General features: G+C 44.7%; 12 protein-coding genes. 3 read left to right on the forward strand and 9 right to left on the reverse strand.

What is annotated here, in order from left to right:
- Positions 1–17: 17 nt before the first annotated feature.
- The 5 genes from PCAR9_RS06645 to PCAR9_RS06665 all read right to left on the reverse strand — a co-directional run bounded on the left by PCAR9_RS06645 (position 18) and on the right by PCAR9_RS06665 (position 6,692).
- On the reverse strand, positions 18–374 hold the full coding sequence (locus PCAR9_RS06645; RefSeq protein ID WP_179982924.1) for an outer membrane protein assembly factor BamE: 357 nt from the start codon (positions 372–374) through the stop codon (positions 18–20).
- A gap of 124 nt (positions 375–498) precedes the next feature.
- Positions 499–2,184, reverse strand: coding sequence for a DNA repair protein RecN (gene recN, locus PCAR9_RS06650; protein WP_179982925.1), 1,686 nt, complete (start codon positions 2,182–2,184; stop codon positions 499–501).
- A gap of 415 nt (positions 2,185–2,599) precedes the next feature.
- Positions 2,600–3,109: a DNA starvation/stationary phase protection protein Dps gene (gene dps, locus PCAR9_RS06655; RefSeq protein WP_110287868.1), complete on the reverse strand. Its 510-nt coding sequence runs from the start codon at positions 3,107–3,109 to the stop codon at positions 2,600–2,602.
- A 259-nt stretch (positions 3,110–3,368) separates the two neighbouring features.
- Complete coding sequence (gene nadK, locus PCAR9_RS06660) at positions 3,369–4,244, reverse strand: NAD(+) kinase (RefSeq protein WP_014948959.1); 876 nt, start codon at positions 4,242–4,244, stop codon at positions 3,369–3,371.
- Between the two features lie 90 nt (positions 4,245–4,334).
- The gene (locus PCAR9_RS06665; RefSeq protein ID WP_179982926.1) at positions 4,335–6,692 is read right to left on the reverse strand and encodes a fatty acid cis/trans isomerase; all 2,358 of its coding nucleotides are present in this window, start codon (positions 6,690–6,692) and stop codon (positions 4,335–4,337) included.
- Between the two features lie 280 nt (positions 6,693–6,972).
- Between PCAR9_RS06665 and PCAR9_RS06670 the strand changes: the two genes are divergently transcribed.
- Complete coding sequence (locus PCAR9_RS06670) at positions 6,973–8,133, forward strand: iron-containing alcohol dehydrogenase (protein ID WP_179982927.1); 1,161 nt, start codon at positions 6,973–6,975, stop codon at positions 8,131–8,133.
- Positions 8,134–8,241: 108 nt separating this feature from the next.
- Here the strand turns inward: PCAR9_RS06670 and PCAR9_RS06675 are convergent, their stop codons facing one another.
- From PCAR9_RS06675 to PCAR9_RS06690, 4 genes are all read right to left on the reverse strand, one after another.
- Positions 8,242–9,009 carry a 3-hydroxybutyrate dehydrogenase gene (locus tag PCAR9_RS06675; protein ID WP_179982928.1) on the reverse strand — a complete coding sequence of 256 codons (768 nt, stop codon included), beginning with the start codon at positions 9,007–9,009 and terminating at the stop codon, positions 8,242–8,244.
- On the reverse strand, positions 9,002–10,078 hold the full coding sequence (locus PCAR9_RS06680; RefSeq protein ID WP_179982929.1) for an extracellular catalytic domain type 2 short-chain-length polyhydroxyalkanoate depolymerase: 1,077 nt from the start codon (positions 10,076–10,078) through the stop codon (positions 9,002–9,004). Before PCAR9_RS06680 ends, PCAR9_RS06675 begins: the two co-directional genes overlap by 8 nt.
- Positions 10,078–11,436 (reverse strand): E22 family MetX-like putative esterase, encoded by a 1,359-nt coding sequence (locus PCAR9_RS06685; protein WP_420000781.1) that lies wholly within the window; start codon positions 11,434–11,436, stop codon positions 10,078–10,080. Before PCAR9_RS06685 ends, PCAR9_RS06680 begins: the two co-directional genes overlap by 1 nt.
- Positions 11,437–11,584: 148 nt before the next feature.
- Positions 11,585–12,880, reverse strand: coding sequence for a GntP family permease (locus tag PCAR9_RS06690; protein WP_179982930.1), 1,296 nt, complete (start codon positions 12,878–12,880; stop codon positions 11,585–11,587).
- A gap of 316 nt (positions 12,881–13,196) precedes the next feature.
- On the opposite strand from PCAR9_RS06690, the gene PCAR9_RS06695 reads away from it, so the two are divergent.
- Both PCAR9_RS06695 and PCAR9_RS06700 read left to right on the forward strand, forming a co-directional pair.
- Positions 13,197–15,575 (forward strand): TonB-dependent receptor, encoded by a 2,379-nt coding sequence (locus tag PCAR9_RS06695; protein WP_179982931.1) that lies wholly within the window; start codon positions 13,197–13,199, stop codon positions 15,573–15,575.
- 201 nt (positions 15,576–15,776) lie between these two features.
- A complete protein-coding gene (locus PCAR9_RS06700; RefSeq protein ID WP_179982932.1) occupies positions 15,777–16,445 on the forward strand; it encodes a response regulator transcription factor in 669 nt (222 codons plus the stop codon).
- Positions 16,446–16,552 lie beyond the last annotated feature (107 nt).

The raw sequence follows: 16,552 nt of genomic DNA on the forward strand, positions 1-16,552 counted from the left end.
TACCTTTATAAATATAATTAGTTATCAAGCGGTGTGTTGAAGTCTTCAGATAACTCGAAGTCGCCTTCAACCGTGGTGACTTTGTCATCTACAAAGTTTATTACCATTTGCTTCTGAAAATCTTTTCCGCGCTTTTCCATACCGCGTTTCATATCGTAAACGTAGTACCAAGTGTCATCATCGAACGAGTCTTGAACAACAGGGTTGCCTAATACATAAATAACTTGTTCTTTTGTCATTCCAACACGCAGCTTTTCAACGTCTCTTTGATCAAGGAAGTTTCCCTGGGGAACGTCGATACGATATATCCAGTTCGAGCAAGCGGTTGATGTAAGTGTGATACCAAGAATTACTAATAGGTGTTGCAACTTCATGCGTTAATTTGTCCAGTATTGCCTTTGTTAGTGCCAGCGAATTTCGCGAAGGCGAATTTCGAGGCTGTTTTATTGCAAGCGCGAAGGCATGCTACATTGACAACTATGACCAATCAACTGCATTTTAGTTCGATGCTGCGCTTTTTAGCAGTTCTTTTGCGTTTGCTAAGGCCGATTTGGTTACTTTGTCACCGGCTAGCAATCTCGCTAACTCATCAATACGGTCTTGCTTGGTAAGCGGTAGCATTTGAGTTTCTGTGCTTTCCCCATCAGTGAGCTTAGTTACGAACAGCTGGTTATGCGCCTGCGCAGCTACTTGTGGTAAATGCGTTACACACATTACTTGAGATTGCTTGCCCAGTTTGCGCAACAGACCGCCAACGATAGATGCAGTTGGCCCACTAATACCTGTATCGACCTCATCGAAAATCATGGTAGGAGTTGCGTGATTGTCACTCGCAATTACCTGGATAGCTAGCCCTATCCTTGATAATTCACCACCTGACACCACTTTTTCTAACTTGTCTGCATCCTGACCAGGGTTTGTAGACACTTTGAACTCGACAGTATCAAGACCTGTGCTAACAGGCTTCTTAAGCTCATCGTACTGAATTTGAATATCGACTTTTGCATGAGGCATATTCATTTGACGAATCTGAAGCTCAATATCTTTACTTAATTTACCTGCAGCACGTTGTCTGCTTTCAGACAACCCTTTGGTCGCGATTAGGTATGTTGCTCGCGCTTTTTCTACTTCGCCTTCAAGTGTGCCTAACAGCGTTTCTTGTTCAGATAGTGAATTGAATTCGGCGGCGAGTTCCTGATGGTGTTGATATAGCCCTTCTGGCATAACGCTGTGTTTACGTGCCAGATCCATCGCTTTAGCATAGCGCGCTTCAACTTGCTGTAGACGAAGCGGGTCAATCTCTAACTGATCGCAGTAGCTACGCAGCTCTCCCGCAGCTTCTTCTACTTGAATTGCTGCGTCATTTAGTAACGCTATCATAGGCGTTAGGCTTGCGTCATGGGCTTCTAATTCGCCCAAGCGCTCAATGCTGCTTTGAATCACTGATAAAGCGTTGCCCTCATCATTTTCATATAAGTTGTACACGCTAGTCTGCGCTTGTTCTAAAAGACTTTGACCATTGCTCAAGCGCTTGTGCTCTATTTCCAACTCTTCGAACTCGCCCTCTTCAATAGCGAACTCATCAAGCTCTTGAACCTGATAGGTTAACAGCTGAATTCTATCTTCTCGTTGCTGTGCTTGCGCTTGAAGTGTCTTTAGTGTGCGTTGCTTATCACGCCAGATTGAATGAGTTTCCGTAACTTGCGCTAACAATTCATCATGTTTAGCGTAACCGTCAACCAGGTCTCTTTGATGATCTTCTTTCAACAGTTGCAGGTGTGTGTTTTGACCGTGAATGGCTAACAAATACTGGCCTAAGCCTTTTAACTGCTGAAGCGAAGCGGGAATACCGTTGATAAACGCTTTTGAACGACCTTCTTTAGAAATAACTCTGCGAATAAAGCAGCTGTTTTCATCCTCGTCTGAGGTAAGTTCATGTTCATCGAGAAATGCTTTAGCTAATGCGTTACTGCTCAAAGAAAAGTGTGCGATGATTTCAGCTTTCGTACTTCCTTTACGCACAGCATTTGCGTCGGCACGTTCGCCTAAGCACAAGCTTAACGCATCAATAGCAATTGATTTACCTGCGCCGGTTTCTCCGGTTATTGCAGTAAGCCCGTTTTCCAGTTGAACCGATAATTGTTTTACAACAGCAAAATTAGAAATAGAAAGATGCGCTAACATAACCACACTCGAAAAAGTTGAACATGATGATATATACAGTAACTGATAATATATACAGTATTTTGGCTGTGTAAAGTTAAGTCGTGAAAAAATTACGCTAAAATTAAGAAGGAAGCTAATAAAGTTTGAGAAATCAATGTTATAACTTCGAATGGTTATTTGAGGTTATAAGTAACCAGCATAAACGAAATTAATGAGAACGCGTGTTTTACAAAAATTTATACAGTACTAATCTACGTAAAATTCGATAGCCTAAAGCCTGTCTGTAAAGAAGGTTTGTAAGCCAATACGTTGACTGCTGTAACGGTTTTTTAAAACCAAACAGCAAAAAGGAGAGCCAAAGCTCTCCTTTAAAATTCCAATTTTAATTGAATTATAAATCGTCAGATAACTATCTAAAATTCAATAGAAAAGCTTATTGCTGCAACTCACCGCTTCCAGATTCAATGTGTGCGCGCACGAACCACTGAAACTGTTCTAAGTCTGCCAGCTGACCAGTGATCATATCTTCCGATACTGGGTCAATTTCACCAAGAAGCTCTAGCGCTTTTCTATGGTCACCATTTACGCCGTCATAAACAGCGTCTAGTGCCTTAAGGTGGTCAAGTACTAAACCTTTCCCTAGTTCATAATCGCTCCAGCTGCGACCTTCAACAATGGCTTTCGGTGTGCCTTTCGGTACGCCGCCTAACGTTGCAATTCGTTCGGCAATGGTGTCGGTCATTTCGCGTACTGCATCTACCTGAGGGTCTAGCATTTCATGCACGCCAATAAAATTTGGGCCTACCACGTTCCAGTGAATGTGCTTTAAGGTTAACTGTAAATCTAATAGTGCAACCAATCGCTGATCCAATACCTTAATTGTTTTGGCAGCAGCATCGTTATCCATTCCTGGGGCTGTAAATTTGATATTGGTGTTACTCATGATATCTCCTATTGAATGTAAATAAATCAGCACGATGTAAAACATCATAAGGGGCAAAATCTTACTAGCCCTGTGCCAACAACTTACTTTGATAGGTGCAACGGGTATGCCGAATTCTGAGAATTCTATAAGTACACGTTTTTAATAGAGAAATATGGGAAGATTAAAAAATCTTTATTTTTCAAGCCTGTAGCAATTAAGAAAATGCTACAGGCTAATGTAATAAATGCACATTAGAAAAGATGAATAGTGAATGAGGCTAGTAAAGCTTACTGCCCCAACCTAGCTTTTTGCGAAGTACGTTGAAATAGCTGTAACCCTTGGGATGAACAAGGTGAAGCTTGTCTACGCTCTTGTTAATGCGGATTTCATCGCCGGGCAGTACGGGTAGTACAATGTGACTATCGCAACTTACCTGCAAGGAATCACTGTTTACTTTTGATACTTTCATCGATACCTGACTGTCTGCATCAACAACAATGGGGCGACTGCTCAGTGTGTGAGGAAACATAGGCACCAGCGTTAGTGCATCAAGCTTTGGCATAATGATAGGGCCGCCGGCAGATAGGGAGTATGCAGTCGAGCCTGTAGGTGTGGCGACAATCAACCCGTCGCTACGCTGACTGAATACGAATTGCTCATCGATATAAATTTCAAATTCCATCATATGAGCAACTTTGCCGTGGTGCAGCACCACTTCGTTTACAGCAGAGTTGTTACTTTTAAGCTTTTCGTGCCGGTAAACTTCGACTTCAAGTAAGAAGCGCTCTTCAACCACGCACTCACCATTGAAGATAAGGTCAAGCTGTTGAACGATATCATCAGGGTGGATATCTGTTAAAAAGCCAAGATTACCGCGGTTTACGCCTACGACATGGATGTCAAAACGCGCCAGTACACGCGCGGCACCAAGCATGCTGCCGTCACCACCTACTACAACGGCAAGATCAGCCTCTTTACCAATAGTAACAAGGTTACAGCTTTTGAAGTTTTCAGTTTCAAGCTCTTCAGCAATACTTTCCTCAACTAGTAGTTTGCAGCCTTTGGCTAATAAATATTCGGCAAGAATATTTAAGCTGTCATGGGTTGCAGCGTGTTGAGGTTTTCCAATTAAAGCAACGGTTTGATAGGGCATGGAATGCTAATGTCCTTTCATTTCCAATGGTCGGACATTAGCACAGGTATTTTGCAAAAGAAAAGCGTAAAACGTTGCAGAGTGCCAGGTTTAGCGATCTTCTAATCGATTATAATCGAGCAGGCCGCCTTCAATAGGGTAGTGCTCGCTAGACCACTGAATCAATTTGTCGCTAAAAGCCCAAAAATTAGGGTTTGTTCGGCGCATAGCGACATTGTCGAGCAAAGCTTGGTAATCAGCTTCACTCTTAATTGTCTTCAGCTTTTCTATCGACGCAGTGACGTCAGAAGCGTTGATATACCAAAACGCATCAGGATAGCTACCCAAAAGTCCATGCACCAGAGTAATTGAGTCTTTAGATGGCTCGCGATTTTCCTCTTCTTCGAACAGACTGTTCACATTGTAGTGGGCACTGTTCCTAAGGGCAGTAAATACATCAATGTTATCTGAGTTTTGGTCATCTTTTACCACAATTATGGTCGTTTCAGGCATCAGCGTGGCTTGCTGGGCAGGGATCGAGTTTAAACTCGCTAGCACTTCGTACTGCTCGGTGGATAACAAGCGTTTATTATATGTTGAGACTTGCGGCTGAACTTTAGCTAAGTGCTTCGATAGCAACTGGTAGAGTTCTTTTTGCGGGCGTTCTGTTTCAAATGTTATGCCCGTAGGCTGTTCGAAACTATTAAAATCGCCCTCTAGATAGTCAGTGAGTTCGGGGCTAGCCTTTTGATACCATTTGTCTAAGAGTTCCTGACGAGATGGCGGGGGGAGCAGGTTGAGGAAGTTCGACTCGCCTTCCATACGCAAGAAGTCCATATATAAACGGGTCATTAGCTGGTGCCCATAGTTACCGTAAACATCAAAGCCGGCTACCAGTAAGTAGTGAATACGTTCTAATAAGGCGTAGTCAATAATCCAAGCTGTTTTAGTAGGCTTCCCCACCATTCCTTTCGCTACAGTGGCATTATCGAAGTGGCGGAATACGGTTAAGCTGGCATTGGTATTGTTGCCGTCACCATCCCAAATACTTGATACGTTTAGGTGCTCTCCGTTTTCAAACTCGCTATTTAGAAAAGCCGCTCTTGCACGCATATAGTCGCCTTGGCGTTTTGCATACCTTGCCCAATTTATCGCTAGCGCAGAGCTGTCTTTTTCAGCAGGAAGGTGAAGGTTTTTCTTTTGCGAAGCGTAAAACGCATTCACTTTTTCAGAAGCTGCAATGTCTGGGTCGACAAAGAACACCCAAAATCGGTCATTAATTACGTTTAGCGCGACTTGTCCTCGGCACACCGGCCCTTTGATATAACCCATAATGGTGTTTTGAGCGCGCTCAAGCATAAATCGGTAACGGCTTTTTACAGGCAGCAAAGTAAAAGCCGTTAATGGATTGGCTGCTATTTCGGGTTCGTACGAAGGCAAGGTTTCGACAGAAAATTCAGCTTCGACAAACCAAGATTGCCATTTATCTAAAAGGTTCTGATTAATAGCGTATGCTTGGTGGGTTTTGCTCACGATTGTGGAATGCACAGGCTGCAAGCGATAATAGACGCGCTCGACCTTGGGGTCGTCGAAGGGGCGGCGAGTGGCAATAATATCTAACGCTTGCCCTGGTGGGGTTCGCGAGCGCACTAGATTAAAAAACTGAGGCGTTTTTCCTTTTTCTGAGATACCTTCGAAGTAGAGGTGAGACGTAAACAAGTGCTCGTAAATATAACGTGCGGAAAGCTGCATCTTGTTACTATCGCCATTTAGCCACGCTTCTAAGTCAGTTGCTTTCTCATTAAGTTCTTGTGAGAGCATTTTGGGCGAAGGTAAAGGTGCACCATGGGTTAACCATTGAATAAGCGTAGTATGTTCAGAATCTGACAGCGCCGGTAGGGCGTAGGGCATGCCCCCTAGAGGCTGGTCAGCTATATATTCCCTCATTTCATCTATGGTTGGGCACTGGTTTTGTCTGCTCAAACTTATATCCAAGCTCTCATCTAAATGGGTAGTATTGGGCAGAGGGTGCTGTTTTTTTAGCAAAAGCATTTGCGCTAGCACCGAGGATTGGGTTGGCGAGGCGTTAGTATCGTCTTTTGTTGGCAATACATCGAAAAAGCCACGCTCGCGCCATCCATTAACGCCGTGAGCGTCGAGAAACATTCTATTTGGTTGTGCTGCAGTGAGTCGCGTGCCTTCATACACCTTTTCTTTATTAGCACCTCTTGCTATACCTTCTGGGGAAGACATTTTTAGTTGGCATGGCGCATCGTAACAGGCGTGGCATACCACGCAGCGTTGCGTTAAAACGGGGTTTACTTGTCTGGTAAAGAAATCGTCGGGCAAACTTTCCATGACGGGCATGGCATCACTTGAGGAAAGTAAAGGTGCATCAGGTTTCGGCCATTGCCAGACCGCTAAAGCGATAATCGCGATAAGCAATGAAGTGATACCGAATTTTTTCATAGTGTTAGTCCAGAAGAGAGTCTCGACCAGTCTATCACTCATTTCATTTAAGGTGATGGTATAAATGCTGAAAGCTCGTCACTTCGCTCTAGTATTTACCCTCACTCAATCCTTCTTCGGCGAAGTATTTACTCATTAATAAGTTGCGCAGGCAGTAGTGCGCTCTCGTTTTACACCTTAAGATGAAACAAAGAGTGAAAAAATAACATTATTTTTACACATTCATTGCTTTAGGCATGTCGGAAGGTATGCTGGAGAAAAGCAATCAAAGGAGGGAAGCATGTCTTATCAAATTATTTTGCCTAGAGTGATGCATATAGGGAAGGGCGCGAGTCGTCGGGTGGCTGAAACGCTTAAAGGCCTTAACTGTCGCAAACCGTTATTGGTTACCGATAAGATGATGGTTGAATTGGGATACAGCGCTGCCATAGTGCAAGCGCTAAAAGAGGCTGAAATTAACGCAGATGTGTTTTCAGATACGGTGCCAGAGCCAACAGTAAATTCGATTAACCGAGGTGTGGATGCATTTAAAGCCAACGATTATGACAGCATTATCGCCTTAGGTGGTGGAAGCCCTATCGATAGCGCAAAAGCCATAGCCATTTTGGGTAAATACGGCGGCGAAATGCGAGACTACAAATTCCCTCGAGTTGTCGATGAGCCGGGAGTGCCTATTATCGCTATTCCCACAACGGCGGGCACTGGCTCTGAAGCAACGCGATTCACTATTATTACTGACGAAAACACCACAGAGAAAATGTTGTGTGTTGGTCTAGGGTTTATGCCAACGGCAGCACTCGTCGATTATTCGTTAACCCAAAGCTTGCCTGCACGCGTTACCGCCGATACTGGCATTGATGCACTCACCCACGCTATTGAAGCGTTTGTAAGCCGCAAAGCCAATCTATACAGCGACGCCCAGGCACTATCGGCTATGGCGTTAATTGCGCCTAAACTACGTACTGTATTTGCAGATCCAACAAATGAAACGGCTAGAGAATCAATGATGCTGGGCTCAACGCTTGCGGGTATTGCTTTTTCAAACGCATCAGTGGCCCTTGTTCATGGTATGAGTCGACCTATCGGCGCTGCGTTTCATGTCCCTCACGGTTTATCGAATGCCATGTTATTGCCTGCGGTTACCGCCTTTTCAATTCCAAGTTCACCAGTGCGCTATGCACAATGTGCCCGCGCGATGGGGGTCGCTACGCAAAGTGACTCAGATGATGTGGCGAATCAAAAGCTTATCAATGAGTTAAAAGCACTTAATGCCGATTTACAAGTGCCCACGCCAGCCGAGTTCGGAATTGATAAAGAAACGTTTTTTGCTTCGACCTCAACAATGGCTGAGCAAGCTTTGGCATCTGGCTCTCCCGGCAATAACCCCCGCGTACCCACTATTGAAGAAATGGTCGCCATCTATGTCTCACTTTGGGAATAGTCTTTTTGCTAGATGATAAAACGAAAAAAGACTGCGCCATGCAGTCTTTTCAACACGGAGAGAAACACACTACAACCACCAATAGTAAAGTGTTATAACCACAATCAACTACCTGGCCGTCCAACCCCCGTCGAGCACCATGGTTTGCCCAGTAATATTGCGAGCACTAGGCGACATTAAGAAACTCGCGGTATCTGCAAGTTCCTTAACGCTTACGAATTGTTTTTTGGGCATGGGTTCTAACATGATTTTTGTTATTACCTCTTCCTCGGTGAGGTTATTCTCTTTCGCCTGTGCTGTAATTTGTTGTTCTACCAAAGGGGTTTTAACATACGCAGGGCAGAGGGTGTTAATTGTCACATCACAGTCACCCGTTTCAAGCGCAATGGTTTTTGCAAACCCCAATAGCCCATGCTTTGCTGCTACATAAGCAGACTTATATGGCGAGGCAACCAAAGAGTGGATAGAGCCTACATTAATAATACGTCCGTAGTTTTGCTGTCGCATTGCCGGCAAAAAAGCTTGGGTTAACAGAGCAGGGCCAACCAGCATTATGTTTATTAGCTGCTGCCACTTATCTGCAGGGAAGTCCTCTATACGAGAAACGTGCTGTATACCTGCGTTGTTGATTAATACATCGACGGTAAGATTTCCTAATGCCTCTGGCAGTGCGGCAACTTGCTCTGCATTGCAGACATCTACAGCAACGGCACTCGCCGAACTGTCTAAATGTGCAAGCTTGGTCACAGCGTCTCTCGCCGCCTGCTCATTTATATCAGCGATGATCACTTGATGGCCTTGTTTCAGCATTGACTCGGCAATGCCAAAGCCAATGCCGCTTGCGCCGCCTGTGATAAATATGGTGCGCTTATTCATTGATACTCCCTGGGACGTTAATTGATGAAGGTTCACTATTTAATGAAAACAACAGCTTTTTCACCGCCCTTATTTGCGCGCCGTCTCTGTTCGCATAATCGCTAGACGCATACCCCCACCAATCCCAGCAGCCCTGTGGATTTAACGGCATAAACAGCGACTTTTTCGCTTGTGGGTACAGCACAACAATATTGTTGTCATCAGCCCATTCATTTAGCCCTGTTTCGGTGGTGTAGGCATCGCCTACGGCATCGGCATACTGATTACAGCCATGAAAGCTAATATGGGCTCTGCAGGGCTCGCCCTGTGCGCAGCTTGCCGGAACATAAACAAAGCCCTCGCTTGCTAGTGTTTTGGCGTCGCTACCGGCCGCGTTTTGCTGATCTACTGAATGCAGTTTTCCTGACAGTTCCTCGTCAGGAGTTGAAAGCTCTTCAAAAAGGTGGGAAAGCATGGCGCCTGCCGCATCGTAGTCGCAGTTTCCAATGAAGGGGCTTTCTGATTTCATGCAGTTCACGCCGTTATTTTCTGTGGGAAACAGGTGCGCCATGGGTTTATCGTTAACGTAGGTAATATTTGGCGTGTCTGTCCACAATTTGTATTGCTCAAATAACAAATCGCTTACTTGTGCAATTACTCTTGTGTCTTGTGTGCCGTGGAAGAGCCAGACTTTTGCGTCTTTCATATTTGAAAGCGAGGCGATTTTTCCTTCAGCTTCATACTGCGCGGCTTTTTTGTTTAACGCTTCAAGGTCTATCTCTCCCTCTACCCTGTTCACGCATTGTGCGAGGGCGGTGGTTATATCACCTTTTGCACAAAAGTAGGGGCCGCCAGCAATGACACCAACGCCTTTCACCCAGTCGCTATGTGCTAGTTGAAATTGTGTTGCCATGTAACCGCCTGAGGACAAGCCAGAAACGGTGACATTCTCTAAATCGAGGGTAAGCGAAGGAACATCACCCTGCGCTGATGCATCTGCGCTGAAACTTGGCGAACTAAAGCTAAGCGCGCTAACGCTTAATAAAGAAAGCCACATTGCGCGGCGTAAAAAGGGTTTAGGTTTCATCATTACAATGCTGCCTTATCATTTTCTAAAAATTGGCGAATGGCCTCGGCTTGAGCGGATATGTTAGTCACTCCTTCTAAATGCCCTAATTTGCCATCTAGCGTAACTAATGTGCTGTCGATATCAGTTGAAATAAGCGCTTGGTGTGCACCTTGCGATAAGTAAGGCATAAGAAGCAAATCAGTTTTGGCTGGAATAAACAGTGTTTCTGCTTCGATAGACGCCAACCCTTGTTTTAGGCTGCCTTTATGCCCGGCAACAAAAAGCTGGCAAGCGCGTACTAGGTATAAAAGGTGGTTGGCATCCATTTTTTGAGCGCGAGCTTCTGCTCGTTCGCGAAGCCAGCTTACAATACTGTGTGACTGGCGTATATCATTAAGCGGCGCCGATTCAACATTTTTAAAATCCAATGTGTTGCCCTGTTCATTAAAAAACGAGGGTGTAAGAGCGTTTTGCGTAATGAGCATAAGCGATGCAGCTAGGCCATCAAGGGGCGCTTTCTGTTTTGTGTAATTACCATTGTTCCAGTTTTTATCAAGCGTTATTGGCGTTGCCCAGTGCTCTAGTGCTGCGGTGGTCCAGGCGTCGCTTTGACCTGCTCCGATAACTGAAATCATACGTTCAACCCAGTCGGGGTAAGCGCTCGCCCAATCTATAGCCTGCATAGAGCCCATAGAAGGTCCAATAACTGCGTACAGTTTGCTAATACCTAAGCTTTCAAGAAGTGCTTTTTGAACATTTACAAAGTCACGTATGGTGACAACGGGAAAGTCCAGTCCATAAGGTTTTCCCGTGTCTGGATTAATTGATGCTGGGCCTGTGGTTATTATCTTTGGGTCGTAAGCATTCAAGTTGACCAGTGTGTCAACGCTAATTACATAAAAGCGATCTGTATCAATGGCTTTCCCGGGGCCTATAATACTATCCCAGTATCCTCCCGCTGAATCGTTTTCGTTATATTTTCCCGCCGCATGAGAAGAGCCTGAAAAATAATGAGTTATAAGAATTACATTACTTTTGGTGTCGTCTAGAGTTCCGTATGCCTCCCAACCTACTTTTACATTTTTAATCTGTTTGCCACCAAAGGTTGTAAAGTAAGGCATTTCAAATATCTGCTTTTCTACTATCAGCGATTCTTTTTGCTCAATCTCACTCGCCGTTACCTGACAATGAAACGTTACGAGAAGCGACGCAAGCAACCCGAGCAGGGCGCGTGACTTCCTAGCAAAGTGTAGGGCTACCAGCTTAAGTGAAGTCACATATTTTTGTACCGCCAATACGCATGGCTCTTTTAACCGCCGGTTATTATGCTCGCTTCCTATCATCATTAGTTTTGGAGTACACCTAATTTTCCAGTTCATTTTCTTTAACCCTCAATCCTTTTTAACAGCGCTGACTTCCTTCAACAGAGCCTGTATGTAAAGTGGCTTTGGCTTTGGCTTTGGCTTTGGCTCTGGCTCTATCAGCGCTTACCCTTGCGCAGTTTCGTTTTTATTAGCTAAGCCCATGCTACATAAAGCTAAACAAACCAATTGCCATTGCTAATCCAATCATGGGTACCACTACAGTCAGTGCACCCACGGCCCAATACGCTGCCTGATGGGTTTCGTTGCAGATGGCCCGTATGGTGGTCACTACGTAGCCATTATGGGGTAAGGAATCCAGTGCACCTGAAGATATAGATACAATTCTGTGCAGCTGTTCTGGTTCAACGCCCTGGTCAAGATAATGCGGGCCCACTAAGGGCAGTGCGATAGCTTGTCCGCCTGATGCGCTGCCAGTTAACCCTGCAATTACGCTTACTGCAATGGCGGCGCCAATCAGTTCGTTACCGGGAATTTGGGTCATAAGCGCTACCGTTGTTTGAAACGCTTCGGTGTTTTTTGCAATAGACCCAAACCCTACAACAGCGGCAGTGTTACCTATGGCAATTAACGCACCAGTCGTGCCCGCATTTATGGCAACTGGCAAACTGTGAAAATGCTTGTAATTAATAGCCAGCAAACACAGTACGCCGCCGCCTAACGCAAGAATAAGGGCAAGTTGAGCAAGCTCTTCATGGAATAAAAATGAAATGACTAGTACAACCACCAAGGGCACGATGCCGGTAAGCGGGTGGGGTAACGCTCGGTCTCGCACTTCAGGGTCGCTTGCTCTGGCCTCAAACTTCTCGCCGTTGTTTACCGCTTTTTTAATCATTTTGGCCAGCCACCAGTAGCCAAAACATGCCATGAAAATGGCGACGATAAGGCTGACTTCCCATGCAGCAAAAGGTGAGGTGCCTAAATACTTTATAGGTATCCAGTTTTGAATTTCAGGAGAGCCCGCCGACGTCATAGTAAATGTTACCGACCCAAACGCCATGGCTGCCGGAATAAAACGGCGTGGCAAGTTGGCATCTTTAAACAAGCTTACCGCCATTGGATAGACGGAAAACGCCACAACGAACACGCTGACACCGCCGTAGGTCAAAATAGCGCAAGCTAGCACAACAGCTAACACAGCGCGCTTATAACCAATTTTGGTAATGATCCAGCGAGAAACAGCGTCTGCAGCCCCAGTGTCTTCCATGAATTTACCGAATAATGCGCCAAGTAAAAACATAAAAAACCAAGAAGCAATGAAGCCTGAGAAACCGCTCATATAGGTTTGAACAAAATTCACGTCACCAGTAAAAACGCCGATATTATTGGTGATGGCAACTACAAGCGCACACAAAGGTGCAGCAATAAAGAGGTTCATCCCGCGTATTGTCAAAACAATAAGCAACAACAGACCGCCTACTAAGCCAATCATACTTAACATAGTTAATATTCCTTAAAAAATCTGTGACCGCAGATGATCCGAAACAGTTAAGTCGATTAAAGACTTGCCCACACACTAAAACCACAAAGTGTATGCAAATCAGATAAAAAGCATTCATAACAGACCTAGAGTTTGACGTTACTTTTATCAAAATCCCATAGTACGATGGTACTACATACTATTAACAATTAATTAACTAAAGTGGTTTTGACCGTAGGCAATACATCCGACAGTGACGTAAGCCTATTGATCTTTGAAGTTTTGAAGTACAGCGAAGACCAACAGGCCCTAGAACTTAGAATAACAAGGACTCACTATGTCTAAATCAACACACATTAATAGTTTGGTATTACCTTACCAACCTTATTCAGCCGCAGTTAAAACAGAACAAGGCGAAAGAGCTTCAGTAAAACGCCCTATGCATAGCTTATGTGCCCTTGCGGTGGCTAGCGTATTGAGTACAGCGCCAGTATTCGCTCAGGATGAACAGGCCAATGCTGACGCACAAGAGCAAAAAGGAAAGCTAGAACGCATTGAAGTAACAGCACGAAGAACTGTCGAGTCGCTTCAGGAAACGCCCGTTGCTATTACATCTGTTGGCGCTGCTGAGCTAGGCGAAAAAGGGATTAGTGTACTTACCGAAGTACAGCAATTTTCACCGAATACAACGTTGCAAACCAGTCGTGGAACTAACTCAACCTTAACGGCATTTATTCGCGGACTTGGCCAGCAAGACCCGCTTTGGGGCTATGAACCAGGCGTAGGTATTTATGTGGATGATGTCTATATTGCTCGCCCACAAGGAGCCGTACTTGATTTGCTAGACGTACAGCGCATTGAAGTGTTGCGGGGACCACAGGGAACGCTTTACGGAAAGAACACTATTGGTGGGGCGGTTAAATACGTCACTAAGGAAATGACTGGCGATACGCAAATGAACGTTGAGGCGACCGTAGGTAGCTATAGCCAGCGAGATATCAAAATTACCGGTCAAATTCCACTTATTGAAGACACCATATACCTTGGCGTGGGTTATGCCAATTTAAACCGCGACGGCTTCGGCGAGTACCTAGTAAGCGCGTTGCCTAACCAAGACAAAGAAAACTATAACAAAGATCTTTGGGCAGCCCGCGTGACACTTGAAGTTCACCCAAGTGAAGATTTGTTTTTCCGTATTGGCTGGGATAAAACCGAAGATACATCAAATGCTAAGGGCGGCTATCGTTTAATTCCCAGTATTTTGACGGATGCGCCCGTACCTGATTCGGTTTACGATTCTTACACCAGCTTACCTACCTGGAATAAAGTCGAGCTAGAAGGCTATAACTGGTTGGCAAGATACCAAGTGAATGATGATTTAGAGCTTAAATATATTGGTTCGCACAGAGAGAGTTATTCACCTACCAACATTGATTTCGATAATACACCGTTGCCTATTTTCGATGTACCGGCAGAGTATGACGACAGTAACGATACTCACGAGATTCAAGCTAATTATATCGGAAACGCGTTTAGCCTAGTGTCAGGGCTTTATTTTTACGATGGTGAAAGCTGCGGCAACTTTGATGCTATTTTAGGTGTACTTGGGCAGTCGCTGGGCGCACCAGGCCTGACTCGCGAGGTGACAGGCTGCAATAACTCAGAGAGTTGGGCCGCTTATGCGCAAATGAACTACGACGTTACCGATAAACTATCGCTTTCCCTTGGTGCCCGTTACACCGACGAAGAGAAGACGGCTTATGTAAACAACGGTTTGGTCTTCGCTAATGTTTATCCTTACACCGACTGGATAGACGGCTATGTGCGCCCTGACGGACAGTTAGTGCCTCAAGTACTTGGGACAGACACTGATGGTGATGATGTGTTAGATGCCCCAGCGGTAGAAAGTTGGTCTCGCTTTACCCCGCGAGTGGGTGTGGAATATCAAATGAACCGCGATACCATGTTCTTCGCTAGCTATTCACAAGGCTTCAAATCAGGCACCTTTAACCCTCGAGCTCAAACTAATGAGCCTGGTGTTGAGCCTGAAGTTGTAGATAGCTTCGAAGTGGGTGTAAAAAGCGATTTAAGCGACGCGCTTCGTATGAATGTCACTTTGTTTTCATATGATCACAAAGATCGTCAATACATTGGTGTAGAGGGTGATTTATCTGACCCTACCGCACTTGATCAGCGTCTGCGCAACGCAGCAGAAACTGCCGCAAAAGGTGCAGAGTTAGAAATGACGTGGGTAGCAACCGATAACCTGCAATTTGATGTTGCTTATGGCTTTATTGACTTTGAAATTAAGAAAAACAATGCTATTCCTCCATTGATTGGCTTAGCGAGTACACCTGAGAATACCTTTAATTTTAATGCTAACTACTTGCTAGAGACGAGCTTTGGGGATATTACCTTCAATGCCAACTACTACTATCGTGATGATTACCTTATTTTTGAAACCAGCGATCTTATTAAACAAGATGCTTATGGTATGGTGAATTTAAGCGCGCGCTGGGAAAGCGTTGAAGGCGACTGGTATGCCGGGTTACACGTGAAAAACTTAACCGATGAAGAATATCTGGTTGGCGGATATGACTTTGTCACACAAGACAGTGAGGGTAACTTTGGGCCAGGTCTTGGTGGCGATACAACACTTATCGGTTATTACGGTGACCCGCGTACTGTTCACCTTACGGTGGGTTATCGATTCTAAACAGTATAGCTTAGATAAAATAAACGCTGTTCATCACGCCTAAGCTTTTATGCTTAGGCGTACTCAATTTTGATCTAGTCTTTTCAAAGAGAACGTTGGCCAGTACGTGTGTTTTGTGAATAGTTCCATTAACAACATTAACCTTTATTAGCCGACGTGATATGATTATTATTAACAAGGCAGTTACAAGTTGATAGCATTATGTCCGTGAAAATTTTGATTGCTGATGATCATCCGCTTTTTAGGGCCGCTATGTGTCACGCGCTAAAAAGTGTAGAGCACATTGAGCTTGTAGAAACCTCGACCTTCCCCGATACCCTTGCTTGTCTCAAATCAAATGACGACATAGACCTGCTTTTTTTAGATCTCACCATGCCAGGTAATGAAGGATTAAATGGCTTGGCTGAAGTGCATGCGTTATACCCTGATGTACTTGTAGTCGTCATTACCGCACAAGAAGAAGCAGACGTCATGGCAAAATCGTTTGCACTAGGTGCTAGTGGCTTCATACCCAAATCGGCCTCGGTTGAATGTATTATTGATGCGGTATATACGGTACTTGATGGGGAAACTTGGATACCGCCTTCAGTTCAAATGCCCACAGTGCCGTCACAAAATTCAGCTGCCTCTAACACAGATAGCGTATCAGACCCCAATGACTTTACGGTTAGATTAAAACAACTTACCCCCCACCAACTAAAAGTGCTACGAATGGTATCAGATGGCTTGCTTAATAAGCAGATTGCTTACGAACTCGCTATTTCAGAATCTACCGTTAAACAACATGTCTCGGCGGTGTTAAGAAAACTTGGCGTTATCAATAGAACCAAGGCTGGCATAGCGTTTAAAAATGCAATGCACTTGAGCTAGTAAAAGCTTATATGTTGTTTGGGCTGCTTTTGGCCCCCTAGCATCGAACTGCATCTAAAATTGTGCTAGCGTAAAGGACTAGGAGTAACAATGCTAAAACAAAAGGA

The organism is Alteromonas macleodii (assembly GCF_903772925.1).
Lineage (GTDB): Bacteria > Pseudomonadota > Gammaproteobacteria > Enterobacterales > Alteromonadaceae > Alteromonas > Alteromonas macleodii_A.

Excerpts from the sequence above, each read along its gene's own strand:
- PCAR9_RS06645 (WP_179982924.1), bottom strand. The coding sequence starts at position 374 with ATGAAGTTGCAACACCTATTAGTAATTCTTGGTATCACACTTACATCA.
- recN (WP_179982925.1), bottom strand. The coding sequence starts at position 2,184 with ATGTTAGCGCATCTTTCTATTTCTAATTTTGCTGTTGTAAAACAATTA.
- dps (WP_110287868.1), bottom strand. The coding sequence starts at position 3,109 with ATGAGTAACACCAATATCAAATTTACAGCCCCAGGAATGGATAACGAT.
- nadK (WP_014948959.1), bottom strand. The coding sequence starts at position 4,244 with ATGCCCTATCAAACCGTTGCTTTAATTGGAAAACCTCAACACGCTGCA.
- PCAR9_RS06665 (WP_179982926.1), bottom strand. The coding sequence starts at position 6,692 with ATGAAAAAATTCGGTATCACTTCATTGCTTATCGCGATTATCGCTTTA.
- PCAR9_RS06670 (WP_179982927.1), top strand. The coding sequence starts at position 6,973 with ATGTCTTATCAAATTATTTTGCCTAGAGTGATGCATATAGGGAAGGGC.
- PCAR9_RS06675 (WP_179982928.1), bottom strand. The coding sequence starts at position 9,009 with ATGAATAAGCGCACCATATTTATCACAGGCGGCGCAAGCGGCATTGGC.
- PCAR9_RS06680 (WP_179982929.1), bottom strand. The coding sequence starts at position 10,078 with ATGATGAAACCTAAACCCTTTTTACGCCGCGCAATGTGGCTTTCTTTA.
- PCAR9_RS06685 (WP_420000781.1), bottom strand. The coding sequence starts at position 11,436 with ATGAACTGGAAAATTAGGTGTACTCCAAAACTAATGATGATAGGAAGC.
- PCAR9_RS06690 (WP_179982930.1), bottom strand. The coding sequence starts at position 12,880 with ATGTTAAGTATGATTGGCTTAGTAGGCGGTCTGTTGTTGCTTATTGTT.
- PCAR9_RS06695 (WP_179982931.1), top strand. The coding sequence starts at position 13,197 with ATGTCTAAATCAACACACATTAATAGTTTGGTATTACCTTACCAACCT.
- PCAR9_RS06700 (WP_179982932.1), top strand. The coding sequence starts at position 15,777 with ATGTCCGTGAAAATTTTGATTGCTGATGATCATCCGCTTTTTAGGGCC.